The organism is Rhodococcus sp. JVH1 (assembly GCF_000280725.2).
Taxonomy (GTDB): domain Bacteria; phylum Actinomycetota; class Actinomycetes; order Mycobacteriales; family Mycobacteriaceae; genus Rhodococcus_F; species Rhodococcus_F jostii_A.
In genome coordinates this window covers 7,121,066-7,138,062 of the sequence record NZ_CP166289.1, presented here as the reverse complement: position 1 = coordinate 7,138,062, position 16,997 = coordinate 7,121,066, and the positions used below count along the sequence as shown (strand labels likewise).

General features: G+C 69.2%; 14 protein-coding genes and 1 pseudogene. 8 read left to right on the top strand and 7 right to left on the bottom strand.

All coding sequences use genetic code 11. The annotated features are described in order from the left end of the window. Positions 1–69 precede the first annotated feature (69 nt). Positions 70–379: pseudogene (locus JVH1_RS33400) on the top strand (carboxymuconolactone decarboxylase family protein). Between the two features lie 14 nt (positions 380–393). Here JVH1_RS33400 and JVH1_RS33395 read toward each other — a convergent pair. Beyond that, positions 394–834: a DUF3224 domain-containing protein gene (locus tag JVH1_RS33395; protein ID WP_009473539.1), complete on the bottom strand. Its 441-nt coding sequence runs from the start codon at positions 832–834 to the stop codon at positions 394–396. A gap of 65 nt (positions 835–899) precedes the next feature. On the opposite strand from JVH1_RS33395, the gene JVH1_RS33390 reads away from it, so the two are divergent. Beyond that, positions 900–1,700, top strand: coding sequence for an AraC family transcriptional regulator (locus tag JVH1_RS33390; RefSeq protein WP_043778008.1), 801 nt, complete (start codon positions 900–902; stop codon positions 1,698–1,700). A gap of 16 nt (positions 1,701–1,716) precedes the next feature. Here the strand turns inward: JVH1_RS33390 and JVH1_RS33385 are convergent, their stop codons facing one another. Continuing rightward, positions 1,717–1,929, bottom strand: a complete 213-nt coding sequence (locus tag JVH1_RS33385; RefSeq protein WP_009473542.1) for a hypothetical protein — start codon at positions 1,927–1,929, stop codon at positions 1,717–1,719. An 11-nt stretch (positions 1,930–1,940) separates the two neighbouring features. Next, positions 1,941–2,522: a helix-turn-helix domain-containing protein gene (locus JVH1_RS33380; RefSeq protein ID WP_043778011.1), complete on the bottom strand. Its 582-nt coding sequence runs from the start codon at positions 2,520–2,522 to the stop codon at positions 1,941–1,943. A 47-nt stretch (positions 2,523–2,569) separates the two neighbouring features. On the opposite strand from JVH1_RS33380, the gene JVH1_RS33375 reads away from it, so the two are divergent. From JVH1_RS33375 to JVH1_RS33350, 6 genes are all read left to right on the top strand, one after another. Then, positions 2,570–3,421, top strand: coding sequence for a trans-aconitate 2-methyltransferase (locus JVH1_RS33375; protein WP_009473544.1), 852 nt, complete (start codon positions 2,570–2,572; stop codon positions 3,419–3,421). A gap of 171 nt (positions 3,422–3,592) precedes the next feature. Further along, positions 3,593–4,714 carry a helix-turn-helix domain-containing protein gene (locus tag JVH1_RS33370; protein ID WP_009473545.1) on the top strand — a complete coding sequence of 374 codons (1,122 nt, stop codon included), beginning with the start codon at positions 3,593–3,595 and terminating at the stop codon, positions 4,712–4,714. Between the two features lie 182 nt (positions 4,715–4,896). Further along, a complete protein-coding gene (locus JVH1_RS33365) occupies positions 4,897–6,060 on the top strand; it encodes a hypothetical protein (protein ID WP_009473546.1) in 1,164 nt (387 codons plus the stop codon). A 302-nt stretch (positions 6,061–6,362) separates the two neighbouring features. Further along, on the top strand, positions 6,363–7,814 hold the full coding sequence (locus JVH1_RS33360; protein ID WP_009473548.1) for a TIGR02677 family protein: 1,452 nt from the start codon (positions 6,363–6,365) through the stop codon (positions 7,812–7,814). Beyond that, the gene (locus tag JVH1_RS33355; protein WP_009473549.1) at positions 7,811–9,205 is read left to right on the top strand and encodes a TIGR02678 family protein; all 1,395 of its coding nucleotides are present in this window, start codon (positions 7,811–7,813) and stop codon (positions 9,203–9,205) included. The genes JVH1_RS33360 and JVH1_RS33355 overlap by 4 nt, the downstream gene beginning before the upstream one ends. Then, on the top strand, positions 9,202–13,359 hold the full coding sequence (locus JVH1_RS33350; protein WP_009473550.1) for a TIGR02680 family protein: 4,158 nt from the start codon (positions 9,202–9,204) through the stop codon (positions 13,357–13,359). The genes JVH1_RS33355 and JVH1_RS33350 overlap by 4 nt, the downstream gene beginning before the upstream one ends. Positions 13,360–13,398: 39 nt before the next feature. Here the strand turns inward: JVH1_RS33350 and mshC are convergent, their stop codons facing one another. The 4 genes from mshC to JVH1_RS33330 all read right to left on the bottom strand — a co-directional run bounded on the left by mshC (position 13,399) and on the right by JVH1_RS33330 (position 16,971). Further along, complete coding sequence (mshC, locus tag JVH1_RS33345; protein ID WP_016880769.1) at positions 13,399–14,646, bottom strand: cysteine--1-D-myo-inosityl 2-amino-2-deoxy-alpha-D-glucopyranoside ligase; 1,248 nt, start codon at positions 14,644–14,646, stop codon at positions 13,399–13,401. Between the two features lie 73 nt (positions 14,647–14,719). Next, a complete protein-coding gene (locus JVH1_RS33340; protein ID WP_009473552.1) occupies positions 14,720–15,523 on the bottom strand; it encodes an SCO1664 family protein in 804 nt (267 codons plus the stop codon). A 3-nt stretch (positions 15,524–15,526) separates the two neighbouring features. Continuing rightward, positions 15,527–16,120: a DUF3090 domain-containing protein gene (locus JVH1_RS33335; RefSeq protein ID WP_005243068.1), complete on the bottom strand. Its 594-nt coding sequence runs from the start codon at positions 16,118–16,120 to the stop codon at positions 15,527–15,529. Between the two features lie 152 nt (positions 16,121–16,272). Continuing rightward, positions 16,273–16,971 carry a histidine phosphatase family protein gene (locus JVH1_RS33330; RefSeq protein ID WP_043778016.1) on the bottom strand — a complete coding sequence of 233 codons (699 nt, stop codon included), beginning with the start codon at positions 16,969–16,971 and terminating at the stop codon, positions 16,273–16,275. Between the last annotated feature and the right edge of the window lie 26 nt (positions 16,972–16,997).

The following is a 16,997-nucleotide window of genomic DNA, read 5'->3' as shown; positions in this document are numbered from 1 at the left end:
ATTGTAGCCGGCAATACCCGGATCCCGAAGGCCGAGCTGACCGGCATCTACGGCGCGGTCGTCAAGCGGATGTCCCGCAAGATACTCGGCGAGGTGGCCGAGCCGGTCGAGGCCGATGGCGCCAATCGGACGTGTTCACGCCGCTGAGCGAGACGTGCTCGAGTACGCCGAAGCGATGACCCATACCCCGCCGACGGTCACCGACGAAACGTCGGCCAGGCTGCTCGAGGCGCTCGGCCCGGCCACGCTGGTGGAACTGACCGCGTTCATCGCCCTGGCGAATCTCATGACACGCACCAACACCGCGTTCGGCATCGAATCACAGGGCTTCGCGACGGCGTGCGGCCTGAAGCCCCTCGCCGCACCCTCGACAACGTGAGCGACGTCGAAATGTCAGCCGACGTCGTACGACAGTACGAATTCGTAGCCGCTGTCATCGGGCCCCGCGATGGACAGGTCCGCGCTGCCGCGTAGGTCGACCAGACCGCCGGTGCCCATACCCGGCACCACCTCGATCCGGGCCGACACCGAACCCTGATCCTGGCTGCCGATGTGCTGGAACACGCACGTCCCGTCGTGCCCGCCGATCGAGCCCTCGAAACGCTCGAGACCGAGCACCGGCGCGGCATCGGCCTTGTACGCGATCAGATAGACCACGGTGCTCGTTCCCTCGATGTCCCCGGAGTACGAGTACGCGACGGTCGCTCGGTTGGCTCCGCGCGTGGGGTAGTAGGCGTCGCCGGCGGTCGTGCCTTCGCCGTCGATGTCGACGATCATTGATTCCGACCACGCGGCGATGGAGAACTTGCCTCGTGCAGTGTGTGAGTAGCTCATGACACGTGACTCTAGGTACGCGACAGCGTGCGGTTCTTGAACATTCGCGACACTAGGATGAGCGAATGCCGACTGTGCCGGGACACCCCGAGGCGATCGTCCGCCCGACGGCCGCCGCACCGGGGTTCGAGGTCGAACGGGTCGCTCCCCGAGAGGCTTTGGCCGAGTTCGTCGATTACCACTGGCTGGTGAGGTGGTCGGTGCCGACGCCCCATCGACAGCAGGTGGTGCCCCAGCCCCGCGTTCATGTCGCTGCCGAGGACGGACAGTTGCTGGTGCACGGGATCTCCCGGTCGCCGTTCTACCGAACATTGACCGGGAACGGTCACGTGCTGGGAGCCGCCTTCCACGCCGGAGGGTTCCGGCCTCTGCTCAACGGCAGTGTCGGCGCGATCTCGGGAACCGTCCAGCCCGGTCGGCACCTGCTCGCCGGTGACGATCGCCCGGTCGCGGAGCGGATCCTCGCCGGCACGGACAGCGCGGAGATGATCGCCGCCTTCGAGCGATACCTTCTCCGCACCGATCCCGTTCCGGATCCGACGGGACGGGAGATCACAGCCCTGGTGGGCGACGCCCAGTGCAACCGCGACATCGTCCGGGCAGACCAGCTCGCCGCACATGCCGGCTGCAGTCTGCGCACCCTGCAACGGCTGTTCACCGAGTACGTCGGTATCGGCCCGAAGTGGGTGATCCAGCGATTCCGCATCCTCGACGCGGCCGGCGCCGCGCACTCGGGCGAGAGGATCGACTGGTCGGCGCTCGCCTACGAACTGGGGTTCAGCGACCAGGCTCACCTGACCCGTGTCTTCACTCACGTGGTCGGGACACCACCGGCCACCTATCAGCGCACTCACGGCCTGCTGTAGCGCGGCCGGGCTCGGTTCACTTCGCGAAGCCGAGCCCCCGTTCCGCGAGTTCCTCCTCGAGGATTCGGATCGCCTTCGGTCCGACGCCGTGGATCTTCAACAGTTCCTTGGCGGTGACCGTCGTCAGTTGATCGAAACGCGTATAGCCGTGGGACGCGAGCTCACGCCGGGAGACCTTCCCCATGCTTGCCGGAAACTCTGTCTGACCTGTGGTGTCGGAAGTCGACATGTCCGTCCTTTCTACTCGTTGTGCTCGGCGTGCAGGTGGGCACGCTCCCCGTCGTGGTCGAAGATCGTGAGGATCTCGACGGGACCGTCGTGGGCGCCGATGGAGTGCGGCACCATGGTCGAGAACTCCGCTGCGGCACCGGCTTCGATAAGTATGGTTCGCTCACCGAGCTGCAGGCGGGCCGTCCCAGACAGCACCGTGAACCACTCGTGGCCGGGGTGCACACTCACATGCTCCGGGCCGGCGGGCCGATCGGGGGTGATGCGCATCTTCGCCACGGTCGCACCGTGGAGCGCGCGTTCGCGGGACAGCAGCCAGATCGTCAGGCCTCTCGTGTGTTCGGGCTGCGGCCGGATCACCACGTCCTCGTCCTCGACGGACTCGACGAGCTGATCGAGCGTGGTGCCGAGGGCCCGCGCGATCGGGACCAGTTGGTCGAGGGCGATCCTGCGGTGGCCGGTCTCGATGCGGCTCAGCGTGGACGGACTGAGAAAGCAGCGCGCAGCGAGCACGTCCAGTGACCAGCCGCGGGCCAGCCGAAGCCCCCTGATGCGTTGACGGATCACGCTGTCCAACCCGACTTCTTGCGTCATAGGCAAGAGTGTATGCGTGCAACGCAGGGTGTGGCTAGCCTGGAGCCATGACACAGCATTCCCATCACCACAGCAGTCACCACGGCGGGCACACTCCCGAGCACGAGGCGGCGCTCGCGGATCTACTGGACCTGGACGCCGAGGTGCTCGGGTCCTACCTGGATTCGGTGGCCGAATGGGTCGGACAGCGCACCCGAGACACCCCGCGGCGGGTCGTCGACGTGGGTGCGGGCACGGGCGTCGGCAGCCTGACCCTAGCTCGACAATTCCCCGCGGCAGAGGTGATCGCGATCGACAGGTCGGAGATGATGCTCACGCGCCTGCGCACGGCCGCGCACGGGCAGGGGCTGGCCGGCCGAGTGAGCGTCGTGCACGCCGATCTGAATGTCGCCTGGCCGGCAGTGGGCGCGGCGGACGTCGTGTGGGCAGCCTCCTCGCTGCACGAGGTCGCCGACCCCGACCGGGTGCTCCAGGACATGTACGGCGCGCTGAACACCGGCGGCGTGCTGGTGGTCGTCGAAATGGACGCGCTGCCGCGCCTCTTGCCGGACGACCTCGGCCTGGGCCGCCCTGGCCTGGAGACGCGCTGCCACGAAGCCTTGGCGCGATTGGACTGGAACGCGCACCCGAACTGGCGGACCCACGTGGAACGGGCCGGTTTCGTAGACGTCGAGGAGCGCAGTTTCACCAGCGAGGCAACCCCGGCCCCGCCGAGCACCGGACTCTATGCACAGAATTTCCTGCGCCGCATTCGCTCCGCGCTCGACGGACAACTTGCCGCCGACGACCGCGACACTCTCGATCACCTTCTCGCGGACGACAACCCCGACAGCGTCCTGCACCGAGGGGATCTGACGGTGCGGGGCAGCCGGACCGTCTGGATTGCCCGACGCCCCTGAACCGCCGGACGGAGTGGAACTCCCTCACGCCGTCCGTGCCTGCGGGGACCGGCTCACCTGGAAGTGGTGAGTTGCGGCGGGATCGGACCCCTCGGCGAGGCTCGGAACCTTGCCGAGATCATTCGGTGTATTTTGCGGTTCCGTCTCGGACCGATTCAGTAGACTGACGATGTGCCGAATCAGGAAAACGCCGAATTCGCAGGCAGCGAGCCGAAGGTGCCGTTCCCCAAGCCGGAACGCGACATCGATCTCTACCGCCGGGCGATCGCCACCCTCCAGGCCGCCCTCCCTCACGGCTGGACGTTGACGTCCGGAAAGTCCCGCTCCCTCGCCGACGCACCGGAACGGTTGCTGGTCGGCGCACCCAACGGCGAGGTGGCGTCCTTCTCCGTCATCCCCGCCCGGGGGGTGCTCGCCGGGGACGCCGCCCGGTTCGCCGACGGATTGTCCGGATCCGATCGCGGATTCGTTTGCGCCCGTTACCTTTCCGAGCCGGTTCGCCGTCAACTCGACGCCAGGGGTCTCTCCTACGCCGATGCGACGGGCAACACCTCCCTGGCGGCGGACCGGCCTGCGATCTGGGTGCGCGACCGCGGCGCGGACGCCGACCCGTGGCGTGGCCCCGGCCGTCCGGCCGCCCAGCTGACCGGCGATCCCGCCGCCCGGGTCGTGCGCGCCCTCGCCGATCATTCGGGTCAGCTGACGGTTCCCGAACTCGTCCGACTGTCCGGCGCGTCCACCGGCGCGACCTATCGGGTGGTGGAAACCCTGGAGGAACGCGATCTGCTCGAACGACTCCCCCGTGGCCCCATCACCAGCGTCCGGTGGCAGCAGATGCTGCGCGCCTGGAGCAGTGACTCGAGTTTCAAGGACTGCCCCACCGTCGGCTACTTCGCACCCGAGGGAGTGCAGTCGTTCGTCGCGATACTCGGAAAGGTCTCCGGCCACCTCTACGCGGTGACCGGGTCACTCGCCGCGGCGGCGTTCGTCGAATACGCGCCGGCGCATCAGGTCCAGATCTACGCCGACCACGGCGAAGCGCTGGCCGGCGCACTCGAGCTACGCCCCGTCGATCAGGGTGCCAACGTCCTCGTCGCCACGCCCCGATCGGCTGCGGTCTTCGAGCGCACCCTGTTCCGCGACAACGTTCGTCTGGTCGCCCCGGCCCAGGCCTTCGCGGATCTTCTCGCCGGCACCGGTCGTCATCCGCAGGAGGCGGAGCACCTCCTCGACTGGATGACCGAGAACGTGACCGAGTGGAGAACAACCCTCGGCGCACCGACCGTTACCTGACCGATCACTCGCCGCGGGCGAAAACGCCCGAGTGTGCGCAACACGACCACGCCACGCCGCGCGTGATGGCGCGCACAAGCGTGCTCGGGTAGCAGGATGTACATCTTGTGGCCTCACCGAGTGAGTCGGAACGGGCCTGACGGAAGTCGCGATCCGTTCGCAAAACGAATAGGGGTACTTGCATGTCCATGGGAGTCGGGCTCAGGATCGGCAGTGTCGTGTCCACCGCGGTGGTGGCGTCGAACGATCCAGGATCCCCGGATCCGGTCGTCATCGTCCGGGACACCGTCCTGCACATGTGCCCGGACGGCACCGCAATTCTCGGCGGGTCGGCGCCACACACGATCGGCGACATCCACACCGTGTCGGGGTTCCTTCCCCGCGTCGGCGACCCGGCCGGTGTCGCGGTCGGCGACGGATCGCGGTACCGCGCCGAAGACCTGGTCGCGGGTGCGATGCGGTGCCTGCTCCGGGAGTGCGAACCTCTCCCCGACCACGGCGGCCGGACCGGCGGCGCCCCCGACATCATGGCCGCCTACCCCACCCGCTGGGACTCGGCCGCCGTCGCGGCGCTCCGCGACGCCCTGGACTACGCCGACATGTCCTACCTGTCCCTCGTCTCGGACGCCGAAGCCGCCGCAGCCTGGTTCGAATCCGAGATCGCGGAGCGTCCCGGGCAGCTGGTCGGCATCTATCACGTCGACGACACGGGCGCGACCGTCGCGCTGATCCGCTCGGGCGTCGAGGCAGGCAAGGCGTTTCGCTTCTCCTCGGGGGGTTCTCCCACGGCCCAGATCGCCACCGCGCTCGGGGCGTTCGGCTGGCTGCCCAGCAACCTCGATGCCGTGGTCGTCACGGGCGACGGCCTGATCGCGCGGGACTCCGCGGCCATTCACGGGTTCGCGAACACCGTCGGTGAGAAGTTCGGTGTGCGCTGTGTCGTCGGCCCGGGTCCCGAGCAGACCGCAGCGCTCGGTGCCGCCATCCGCGCCGCCGGATTCAACCCGACCACTCACAGGGTCACCCCGATCGGGCTGCCGCCGTCGTACGACGTCACCGAGGTGATCGACGCCGTAGTGGGCGAGCCGGTGCCCTCGACCTCGACAACCGCGAGCCGGCCGGCGACGCGCACGCACAACCCCGCGTCGGCCGCGGCGGTGGGCGCCTCCCCTGCCCGGGTGTCGGGCGGAACGGCGGTTGCGACACCGCCGGAACCTCGCGCGGTCGCGCAGTCCGGCGACGAATCCACCGCCGACTCGACGTCCCGGGCGTCCTGGCTCGTCGCCGCGGCAGTCGGACTGGCTCTCGTGCTGGTGGCGATCGTCTTCGTGCTGTTCGTCCTCTGAATGCCTGCCTCCCGGCATCGGTGCAGCGGCGGGGTGAGGCAGTCGAATCGCGACGATGGAACATCGGTGACGCGGGGTGGTTGGTACGCGACCGAGCACCTGAATTCGGTAAATTACAGCGTTCCGTCAGGTTCCGATTCAGATTCCAGCGGTGGTGGTGCGCGTCGGCACGGCGTTCGCTCGACGGCTGGGCGACCGCATAACCTGTCACGGTGAGTGAATCAGGCAGCGATCCCGGTCGGTCCCCCTCGGGGCTGCGCGCAGCGCGCCCGGCGGTTGCTCCCCCACTCCGGGACGACCGGTTGAAACTGTTCGCCTTCACCACGGCGGAGAAGCGCGCGGAGTACCTGTGGGTGCTGCGGGCCTTCGACCACGCCCGCGCCAACTACGTCGTCCTGCTCCACGCCGGCGACGTCGCCCGCATTCTGGACGGTCTCGCGGTCGGCGATCCGGCCGGACAACTCGGCGCCGGCGACGTCACCCCCCTGCTCGAGCAACTGCACGTCTGGGAAGTGCTCGAACGCAGCTACGACGGAACCCGCGCCGCGACGCTGGCCGAATACCGGAACCGGCACTTCGTCTATCAGTTCAGCCAGGCCGGCTACCAGGTGTTCCGAGCCGTCGAGGACGCGCTGGCGGCCCGACTCGACGACGCGTCGCTGTCCCGGCTGGCGCTGCCCGACCTCCTCGCCGACATGAACGACCTGGCCGCCGCGAATCGTGCGGCCGACAACGACCTCGTGTACCGGAAACTCAACCGTCTCGACGCGACGCTGTCGGACATGGCCGGACGCGCCGCCCAGTTCTACCTGACCCTCGGCGACCTCGTCCGCACCACGGAGATCACGCCCGAGACGTTCATGTCCCACAAGGACGCTCTCCTCACGCACATGCGCGAGTTCAGCTCCGACCTCTCGCGCTATGCACCGAAACTCGCGGCGGCCATCGCGCTCGTGGAAGACACCGGCGTCGAGACGATGGTGGCGCGGGCCGCCGCCAGCGACGAGCGGGTGTTCCTCGGCATCGAAGAGCGCGAAGCCGATTGGCGCGCGCGGTGGGCGGGATTGACGCATTGGTTCGTCGGGAGCGAGGCCGGTCTCAGCGAGTCGGAACGCCTCCGCGAGGGCACGATGAGCGCCATCGCCGCCGTCCTGTCGCTGCTGCGCCGCGTCACCGAGACCCGCAAGGGCGGTGTCAGCAGGGAGAGCCAATTACGCCACCTCGCAGGCTGGTTCGCCGCCACTCCGACCGAGGACGCCGCGCATGCGCTGTTTCAGGCCGTGTTCGACCTCGGGCGTCCGCGCCACCTGTCGATGGTGCATCCGGACGCCGACATCATTCCCGACACGCGGTCGTGGTGGGAGGCCCAGCCCGTGGAGATCTCCCGCACGCTCGCCGAGACGGGACGTCCCCCGTCGCCCGGCCTGCCCGCACGGGTGCAGCGCAACGAGGGCAGCGTGCGCCGCCTGCGGGAGGAACAGCTGACCGCGCAACGACTTCGCGCCGCCGCCGCCCAGTCGCTGGCCCGGGGCGGGGTCTACGAGCGGGAACTCGACGAGGCCGAAACCGACGTGCTGCTGAGTCTGCTCAACGCCGCGCTGACGGCGCGGGTTCCGGTCAGCGGCCGTGTGAAGAGCAGCACAGGATCGGAGAACGGCGTGAAGCTCACCCTCAGCCCGCACAGCGAATCGACGGTGGTGCGCACCGCCCGAGGACGTCTGCACCTCGACGGACTGCAGGTGAGCGTTCGGTGAAGGCACGGGAGATCTCGCCGCTCGCCCTCGATTCGTATCAGCGCGCCGCCCGCGTCATTCTGTCGAATCACCTGGTGACACAAACCTATCCGGATCGCATCGCACTCCCCCTGCTCCGCCGGTGGGCCACCGAATTACGCGACGATCTGATGACGCTCTTCGGGTACCGACTCGAAGTCACGGAGACGACCGCCCGGCTGTTCACGGTCAGCGACCGACTCGACGCCGGGACCCCGGCCAAGACGGCCACCGACCGCACGTTCGACCGGTACCGCTACGCCTACCTCGCGTTGGCGTTGGCCGCGCTCGGCCGCGCCGGAAACCAGATCACCCTGTCCGAGCTCGCCGATCACGTGGCCGCCGACGCCGCCCAGGTCGACGGTGTGGACCTGTCCACGGAACGCGCGTCCGACCGGGATGCGTTCGTCGACGCCGTCGGCTGGCTCGCCGCCCGCGGCGCGATCGCCCTCGCCGACGGCGACGCGGGCGGCTGGGCCGCCAATCCCGATGCAGGAGAGGCGCTCTACGACATCGACAGGTCCGTCGTCATCGCCCTGTTCCGGCCGCCGCGCGCACTGCAGCACCTCCGGTCCATCCGCGGACTGCTCGCCGGTGCGGACGCGGTGACCGAGGACGACACCTCCGAGTTCGGGACCGCCCGGCCGGTCGACGTGAAGGAGACCGCGCGGCGGGTCCGGCGTGCTCTCGTCGAACGGCCCGTGGTCTACGCCGCCGACCTCGACGATGACGAGCTGATGCAACTCGCACTCCCCCGCACCGCAGCCGATGTCGAGTTGCTCACCGGACTGGTCGCGGAGCGGCGTGAGGAGGGTGTCGCGATGATCGACTCCTCCGGACGCCTGTCCGACGTCCGGTTCCCCGGGACGGGAACGGTCGCGCAGGTCGCGCTCCTGCTCGCCGGCGAGATCGCCGATCGCGTACTGGATCCGGACGCTCCGGAGACGGCCCTGATTCCGCTGCCGCGGGCCCGGTTCGACGACCTGATCGAACAGGTCGACAGCGCCATTCCCCAGTCCGGGATCTTCGACAGCCTCGCCGGCCACGACGGATTCGAACCCGCAGACCCCGCCCCCGCGGACCGGCTGTTCCCGGTCATCGAGGACGACTGGATCGCCGGCACCGTCCGGACACTGACCGAACGATTCGGGCGCACGTTCGCCGCCGGCTGGCAGGCAGACCCGGACGGTCTGGGACGCGCGGCGCTGGCGCTGCTCGAGCGGTTACGCCTCACCGCGGCCGTGCCGGGTGGCGTGCTCGCACTCCCGGCACTCGCCCGCTACCGGGGTGTGGTGGTCACGATCCGCGACCGCACACCCGAGATCGACCTGTTCCAGAGCTCAGCGAACGACAGCGAGGAAGTCACAGCATGACGAGTGCGCGTTTCCGGCCCACCCGCGCCGGGATCATCAACCTCTGGGACTACCGCGATCAGGAGTTCTCCTTCGCCGACGGTCGCCTCGTTCTCCGCGGTCCCAACGGTTCCGGCAAGACGAAGGCCCTCGAAGTGCTGTTCCCGTTCGTCTTCGACGGCCGGATCGAACCCCGGCGGCTCAATCCGTTCGCCGGCGAGGAACGCACCATGAAGTCGAACCTGCTGTACCGCGGGCAGGAGAGCGCGTACTCGTACGTCTGGATGGAGTTCTGCCGCGGCGCGAAGGACGACCCCGAGGCCGTCACCGTGGGCATCGGCATGCGCGCCACCCGCACCAACGACAAGGTCACACGCTGGTACTTCGTCGCCGACGGTCGCGTCGGCGTCGACTTCTCCCTACTCGGCAGCGACGACCGTCCGCTCACGAAAAAGCAACTGGGCGAACAGATCGGCACCGACTCCATCACCGACCGGCCGCTCGACTACCGCGCCGCCATCGACGCCCGGATGTTCGGGCTCGGCGTCCAGCGCTACGACCAGCTGATCAACCTCATCCTCACGCTCCGGCGGCCCCAGCTCGCGAAGAACCTCGACCCCAAGGGACTGTCGCAGGCACTCACCGACGGTCTGCGACCACTCGACGAGCAACTGGTCCTCGAGGCGGCACGCTCGTTCAGCGACATGGAGGAGGTCGGCCGGGCGCTCGAGGGGCTGGCCGCGGCGGACCAGGCGGCGCAGAGCTTCGTCGGCGTGTACGCGAAATACCTGCGCCAGCAGGCGCGTACGGACGTCGACCACCTCGCGACCCGTCTGGAGGCCGTCCGATCCGGTATCGCCGCTCTCCATGGGGCGGCAGCGGACCGGGCGCGCAGCCAGGAGAGCCGAGCGGCTGCCGAAGAACGCTTCACCGCCGCCGAACGCGCACTCGACCAGGCCAATGCCACTCTGGACGCGCTGAAGCGGTCGACGGCGTACGAGGGGCGGACACAACTCGACGACCTCGCGCAGGCCGTCTCGACGCTCGAGAAGTCGACCGAACTGCAGGCCGAGAAGGCACGCAAAGCCAAGGTGACCCTCGAACAGCGATCCGAGGAGCACGACAAGGCCGGTGACGCCGTCGCCCGCGCCGTCGAGGCGCTCACCCATGCCGAAGACGAGCTTCACCTCGCCGCCGAGGACGCGGGAATCACCTGGACCGCACTCCCCGAGAACGCGCGCACCGACCAGCTGACCGCGGCGCTGCGCGGGCACACCGAAGAACGCGACGGCGACATCCGCGCGGTCCGGGCCGCACTCGCCACCGTCGAGAGGGCGGTCACCGAACGGACCAGGGCCGACGAGGCGGCACGCCGAGGCCAGGAGCAACTCGACACCGCGACGGTCGCCGTTCTCGAAGCCGAGACGGCGGTCGAATCGGCCCGCAGCCGCTGCGCCGGCGAACTCCGATCCTGGTGGACGGAACAGTCGGCCCTCTACGCCGAGATCGACGCGCCCGCTTCACTGTTCGACGTCCTGGACGCCGCCCTCGGCCGGATCGGCGACGACGACGCCGCCACCCTGTCGGAGACGCTGACCGAACAGACGACGGACGCCGTCGACGCGCTCCGGTTGCGTCGTCAGCAGTACGACCGCGACGCCGCCGCCGCCGAGGAGGTGATCGCCGCACACGAATCCGCTCGCGCGGCCATCGAATCCGAGCACGACGACGCCCCGCCGCTCTCGACCGCCCGGCAGGACGCCCGGTCCCGGCTGACCGGTGCACCGCTGTGGCGTCTGGTCCGCTTCGCCGACAGTGTCGACGCTGCCGCGGCGGCAGGAATCGAGGCCGCACTGCAGGCCGCGAATCTCCTCGACGGCTGGGTGCCCGTCGACGACGCACTCCCCGACGTCGAATCCGAACAGTTCCTCGTGGCCCTTCCGGCCGGGGATCGGCCCACCGGCACGACCCTCGCGGACGTTCTCGAGGTCGAACAGGACACGGGCGTTCCCGACGATCGCGTGCGCGGGATCCTCGAATCCATCGCCCTCGAATCCCTCGACCTGTCCGAAGGTCCGGTCGGTGTTGCCGAAGACGGTGCGTACCGGCAGGGAATCCAGCGGGGACGCCACACGAAATCGGACGCGGAGTACATCGGAACCACCGCACGGGCCCGCAGGCGCGCCGCCCGTATCGCCGAACTCGACAGGATCCTCGAGGAAACCCGGGCAACGCTCGACGAAGCCCGGGCGTCCGCGGATGCGGCGGCGGCGCTGCTGTCGCGGACCACCGCGGCGGCGCAGGCCCTGCCCCGCACCGGATCGATCCTCACGGCGCTGAAGAAGGTCACCGAATCCGCAGGCGCACTCCGCAGCCGCTCCGACACGGCGACAGCGGTCGGTCGCGAACTCGACCAGGCCATCGCCGACCTGTCCGCGAAGGAGAAGCAGCTCCGGGCCACTGCGTCCACGCACCGGACTCCCCACGTCGCCCGCGAGATCGACTCGCTCGCCGCGGCCGTCCGGCATTTCGAGAAGCAGGGCGAGATGGTGCAACGGTGCAGGCGCGAACACGCCAAGGAGGTGGAGCACACCCGCGAGTCCGAGGTCCGACTGCACGAGGCGCGCGGCAGCGCGGAGGAGTTCGCGGAAGAAGCTGCCATCGCCGAAGAGGTTCTCGCGCAACAGGTCCAACGCCTCGAGACGCTGCGCGACACGCTGGGATCGGGGGCCGAGCAGTTGGACCGCCAACTCGAGGAGGCGCACGCGCGGATCGAGGCGTGCAAGAAGGAGCAGCGCGACGCCCGCAAGGCGGACAAGGACGCGGGTGAGGCCATCGGTAAAGCCGAGGGCGCGTACAACACCGCCGTCCAGACGCTCCGGCTGGCGCTCACCGAAACGCACGCCGACGCCGCCCGCCTCGCGCCGTATGCCCGGCGCGACCTACTCGAACTCCTCGGCGTCGACGGCGGCCACACCTGGCCGGCGAGCTCGGCGGCGTGGATGAGTGCCGAACAGCTGGTGTATCGGATCCAGAACGCCGACGACGACACCCAGATCCTGCCGCCCGAAGTGGATGCCCTGTTCCGCGCACTGGACGGCGCCACCGAGTCGGTGCGGGTCAGCGACTCGGCGCGCAAATCGACGCGCACCGCGCTCACCACCGCGCTGCAGGACTTCGACGCACAATTGGCGGCCGCCGGCCAGGACTACCGGTTGCAGTGGGACGCCCCGGACGGCGTGACCGTGGTGCAGGTGCAGGACGACGAGGGGTACTCGTCGATCGGCGAGTTCGCCGCCCGCATCGCGTCCGCTCGCTCCGATCAGGAATTGCTGCTCACCGAAACCGAGCGTCGCATCCTGGAGGACGCGCTGCTCACGGGTCTCGCACAGCAGATCCACGAACGGACCGTCGACGCACGCGAACTCATCGCCCGGATGGGCACCGAGATGCGGGAGCGCCGGATGTCGTCCGGCAACACCATCGGCGTCCACTGGGTACTCGCCGACAACCTCGACGACAGCGCGAAGGCGATCTCCAAACTTCTCGAGCGCGACACCTCGGCGCTGGGGCCGGACGAGCTCGCCACAATGCGCGCCCACTTCGCCCACCAGATCAGGACTGCCCGCGCCGCCCACCCGGAGCGTTCGTACCCGGAGATCCTGGCGTCCGCCCTCGACTACCGGCGGTGGCGGGTGTTCTCGTTCACCCTGATCAGCGGCAACGGCAACGAAGACCGGCTGACCGTCGCCCGGCACAGCGCGCTCTCCGGCGGCGAGCAGTCCGTCTCGCTGCACCTGCCGCTGTTCGCCGCAGCGCACGTCATGCTCGATTCCGCCGACCCCCATGCGCCGCGACTGCTGGCGCTGGACGAAGCGTTCGCCGGCGTCGACGACAACGGCCGGGCCGAACTGCTCGGCCTCAGCGTGCAATTCGACCTCGACCTGTTCATGACCGGGTTCGACCTGTGGATCACGTACAGCGGCGTGCCGGGGTGTGCGCACTACGATCTGGCGCACTCGACAGCCGAGCAGAGCGTCAGCGCCACGCTGCTCGTGTGGTCGGATGGCGAACTACTCGCCGAACACGACGGCACCGACCTGGCGCAGGCGCTCGGTTCGCCCCTCCGCAGGCGCGTCCCGACGCCCGCGGAGGGTGCCCTCGAGTTCGCCTGACCCGTGAGTACTTGTTAACCGCGGGCGGTTAACAAGTACTCACGGGCGCCGGAGGCGCACACCGAGGAGGGCGTCCACGGCGGCGGCGAATTCGCTCGGCGCGTTCGTGTCCGAGCCACCGTGGTCGAGGGCGCGACGGGCCCAGCCGTCGAGGGCGTCGAGCGCCTTCGGGGTGTCGAGATCGTCCGCGAGATGCTGGCGCAGCCGGGCGATCGTGTCGGTGGCCGACTGCGCCGACTCGAGTGCGGCGGCATCCTTCCACAGCTGCAGCCGGGTGTGGGCGTCGGCGAGAACCTGCTCGGTCCACGGACGGTCCTGCCGGTAGTGCCCGGACAGCAGTCCGAGGCGGATGGCGGCCGGGTCGACTCCCTCGCCGCGCAGCTTCGACACGAACACGAGGTTGCCGCGGCTCTTCGACATCTTCTCGCCGTCGAGACCGATCATGCCGGTGTGCACGTAGTGGCGGGCGAAGCGACGGTCGCCCGTGGCCGACTCGGCGTGCGCCGCGGAGTACTCGTGGTGCGGGAAGATCAGGTCGCTGCCGCCGCCCTGCACGTCGAAACCCGAACCGATGCGGTTGAGGGCGATGGCCGAACACTCGATGTGCCAGCCGGGACGCCCGGGACCGAACGGAGACGGCCATGACGGCTCCCCCGGGCGGACCGCACGCCACACCAGGGCGTCGAGGGGATCCTCCTTGCCGGGGCGGTCGGGGTCGCCGCCGCGCTCGGCGAAGAACTTGTCCATCGTCTCGCGGTCGTAGCCGGACTCGTACCCGAACTGCTCGGTCGCGTTGGCACGGAAGTACACGTCGGGGAATTCGGGGTCGTCGACGACGTAGGCGGCGCCGGACGCGACGAACTTCTCGACCATCTCGATCACTTCGCCGATCGACTCCACCGCGCCGATGTAGTCGCGCGGGGGCAGCACCCGCAGGGCTTCCATGTCTTCGCGGAACAGCGCCGTCTCGCGCATGCCGAGGACCACCCAGTCCTCGCCGTCGCGGTTGGCGCGCTCGAACAGCGGGTCGTCGACGTCGGTGACGTTCTGGACGTAGTGCACGTCGTGCCCGGCGTCACGCCAGATCCGGTTCACCAGATCGAACGTCAGGTACGTGGCCGCGTGACCGAGGTGGGTGGCGTCGTAGGGGGTGATACCGCACACGTACATCGTGGCCGTGCGTCCGGGAGTGACGGGACGTACCTGCCGGTCAGCGGTGTCGAACAACCGCAGCGGAGGCCCCTGGCCTGGAACGGACGGGACAGCGGTTTCGGACCAAGACTGCATGAGAGCGAGCCTAGTGGACCCGCATTTCCGCCTCGGAGGGAGCCGCCGCCCCCACGGGCGCCGAACGGCTCCGTCAGAACGCCGGCCACGGAATCGGCCGGTGACCGTTCGGCCGGGGCATCACCGGCGCCGCGAGGAGGTCCACGGAACGCTCGTACAGCGCGGCGACCTCGCCGGACGTGATGTGCTCGCCCAGTCGCGCACCGAAGTCGCCCTCGAGCGAGGAGATCAGTTCCGCGATGTCGACGACGAGGGCGCCCGGCACCTCCGTCCCGGCCCACCCCCACAACACGGTCCGCAGCTTGTTCTCCGTGTGCAGGCAGATGCCGTGGTCGACGCCGTAAACGGAACCGTCGAGCCCCTCGAGTGCGTGGCCGCCCTTGCGGTCGGCGTTGTTGATCAGCACGTCGAGGACCGCCATCCGCTGCAGCCGCGGGTCGTCGGCGTGGATGAGCGCGACCGGTTCGCCGTCCATGTCGGTGGCGCGCAGGATCTCGAACCACCCCTCGGGGACGGCGTCGGGAGCGCAGATGTCGACCAGGTCGAGACCGCCGGTGTCGTCGGCGTGCCGGTCGGGGGTGTCGACCCACCGCTGCACCATGCCCGGGCCGAACGGACCGTCCCGCAGGAGAGTGCGGGGAATCACACCCCACCCGAGCTGTTCGGACACGAGATACGACGCGTATTCACGTCCGGCGAGCGTGCCGTCCGGGAAGTCCCACAACGGACGCTCCCCGCGGACGGGCTTGTACACGCAGCGGACGGTGTTCTCACCCTCGACTGCGTCGCACACGAGGGTGGCGTTACTGGCGTGGGTGATCTGGCCGATGAGGGTCAGATCGCCGGACTCCAGAGGATCGGACTCCTCGGCAGGCACCCGTCAGTCCTCCTCGTCCATCTCCGGGGTGAGGCCGAAGCTCTGGCCGCGGCGGTACCCGTTGGTCCGGATGCAGATGTGCCCTTCCGGGGCCAGTGGCTCACCGCACAGTGGGCACGGCGCGCGCCCGGCGGCGATGACCCGTTCGGAGCGCAACGAGAAGTCCCGCGCCTGCAACGGGGTGAGGAAGACGCGCACGGCGTCCGGTCCGTCCTCGGAGTCGTCGAGAACGACGGACTCGTCGAACTCCGTCTCACTGACGGCGAGCAGTTCCACCACCACGGCTCCGGCGTCCGCGTCCCAGCCCAGGCCCATCGTGCCGACCCGGAACTCGGCGTCGATCGGGGTGACAAGGGGGCTCGCGTCGTCGAGTTCGGCCCCCTCCGGGGGAACCTCCGTCCCGAACCGGCGGTGCACTTCCTCGAGGAGGAGCCCCATCCGGTCGGCCAGTACCTGCACCTGCTGTTTCTCCAGCAGGACGCTGATCACTCGCGCCTCGTGTACGGCCTGGAGGTAGAACGACCTGTCGCCGGGCTCACCCACCGTCCCGGCAATGAATCGGTCAGGAGTGCGGAATACGTGAATTGCGCGTGACATTGCACCTCCTTCAGCTGGAGCCGGGCCCTACTGCGGCGCTGCCCACTCGTTGTTCCGTCTCGGACTGTTCCTCGCAGCATGTTGCGTTCATTATCCGTCAATCGTCACCGGCGGGGTCCGCCTAATCGTCACCGGCGGGGTCCGCCTAATCGTCACAGGCGGACCTCCCCGCCGGGCACCGATCCGGATACTTCGGCGCGGGCCCCGTCTCCGGAGACGGGTGGCGTGTTGACTCCGGACAGATCGGCGCCGGTGTCGTTCATCTTCAGCACGTACGGACGGGTGGAGGTGTACCGGACGACGCTGATCGAGGCCGGCTCGGCGACGATCCGCTGGAATCCGTCGAGGTGCGCGCCGAGGGCGTCGGCGAGGACCGACTTGATGACGTCGCCGTGTGAGCACGCCACCCACACGACGTTCCGGCCGTGCAGTTCGGCGAGCCGCGCATCATGCTCCCGGACCGCGGCGACGGCCCGGGCCTGGACCTGCGCCAGCCCTTCTCCTCCCGGGAACACTGCGGCGGACGCGTGCTGCTGCACGATCTTCCACAGCGGCTCCTCGAGCAGGACCTTCAGCTCACGACCGGTCCACTCGCCGTAGTCGACCTCGACCAGCCGATGTTCCACCACCGGGGTCAGGCCCCGGGCCCGGGCGAGCGGCTCCACGGTCTGCTCGCACCGCACGAGCGGCGAGTGCACGATCTCCTCGATCGCAACGTCCGCGAGCCGGGACACGATGGCCTGCGCCTGCTCGCGGCCGCGGTCGTCGAGTTCGACTCCCGGTGACCGGCCGGCAAGCGTGTGTGCGGTGTTCGAGGTCGACCGCCCGTGGCGCAGCAGCACAACTGTCATTGGCCCAGCCTAGTGTCGTGCACTCC

Excerpts from the sequence above, each read along its gene's own strand:
- JVH1_RS33395 (WP_009473539.1), bottom strand. The coding sequence starts at position 834 with ATGAGCTACTCACACACTGCACGAGGCAAGTTCTCCATCGCCGCGTGG.
- JVH1_RS33390 (WP_043778008.1), top strand. The coding sequence starts at position 900 with ATGCCGACTGTGCCGGGACACCCCGAGGCGATCGTCCGCCCGACGGCC.
- JVH1_RS33385 (WP_009473542.1), bottom strand. The coding sequence starts at position 1,929 with ATGTCGACTTCCGACACCACAGGTCAGACAGAGTTTCCGGCAAGCATG.
- JVH1_RS33380 (WP_043778011.1), bottom strand. The coding sequence starts at position 2,522 with ATGACGCAAGAAGTCGGGTTGGACAGCGTGATCCGTCAACGCATCAGG.
- JVH1_RS33375 (WP_009473544.1), top strand. The coding sequence starts at position 2,570 with ATGACACAGCATTCCCATCACCACAGCAGTCACCACGGCGGGCACACT.
- JVH1_RS33365 (WP_009473546.1), top strand. The coding sequence starts at position 4,897 with ATGTCCATGGGAGTCGGGCTCAGGATCGGCAGTGTCGTGTCCACCGCG.
- JVH1_RS33350 (WP_009473550.1), top strand. The coding sequence starts at position 9,202 with ATGACGAGTGCGCGTTTCCGGCCCACCCGCGCCGGGATCATCAACCTC.
- mshC (WP_016880769.1), bottom strand. The coding sequence starts at position 14,646 with ATGCAGTCTTGGTCCGAAACCGCTGTCCCGTCCGTTCCAGGCCAGGGG.
- JVH1_RS33335 (WP_005243068.1), bottom strand. The coding sequence starts at position 16,120 with ATGTCACGCGCAATTCACGTATTCCGCACTCCTGACCGATTCATTGCC.
- JVH1_RS33330 (WP_043778016.1), bottom strand. The coding sequence starts at position 16,971 with ATGACAGTTGTGCTGCTGCGCCACGGGCGGTCGACCTCGAACACCGCA.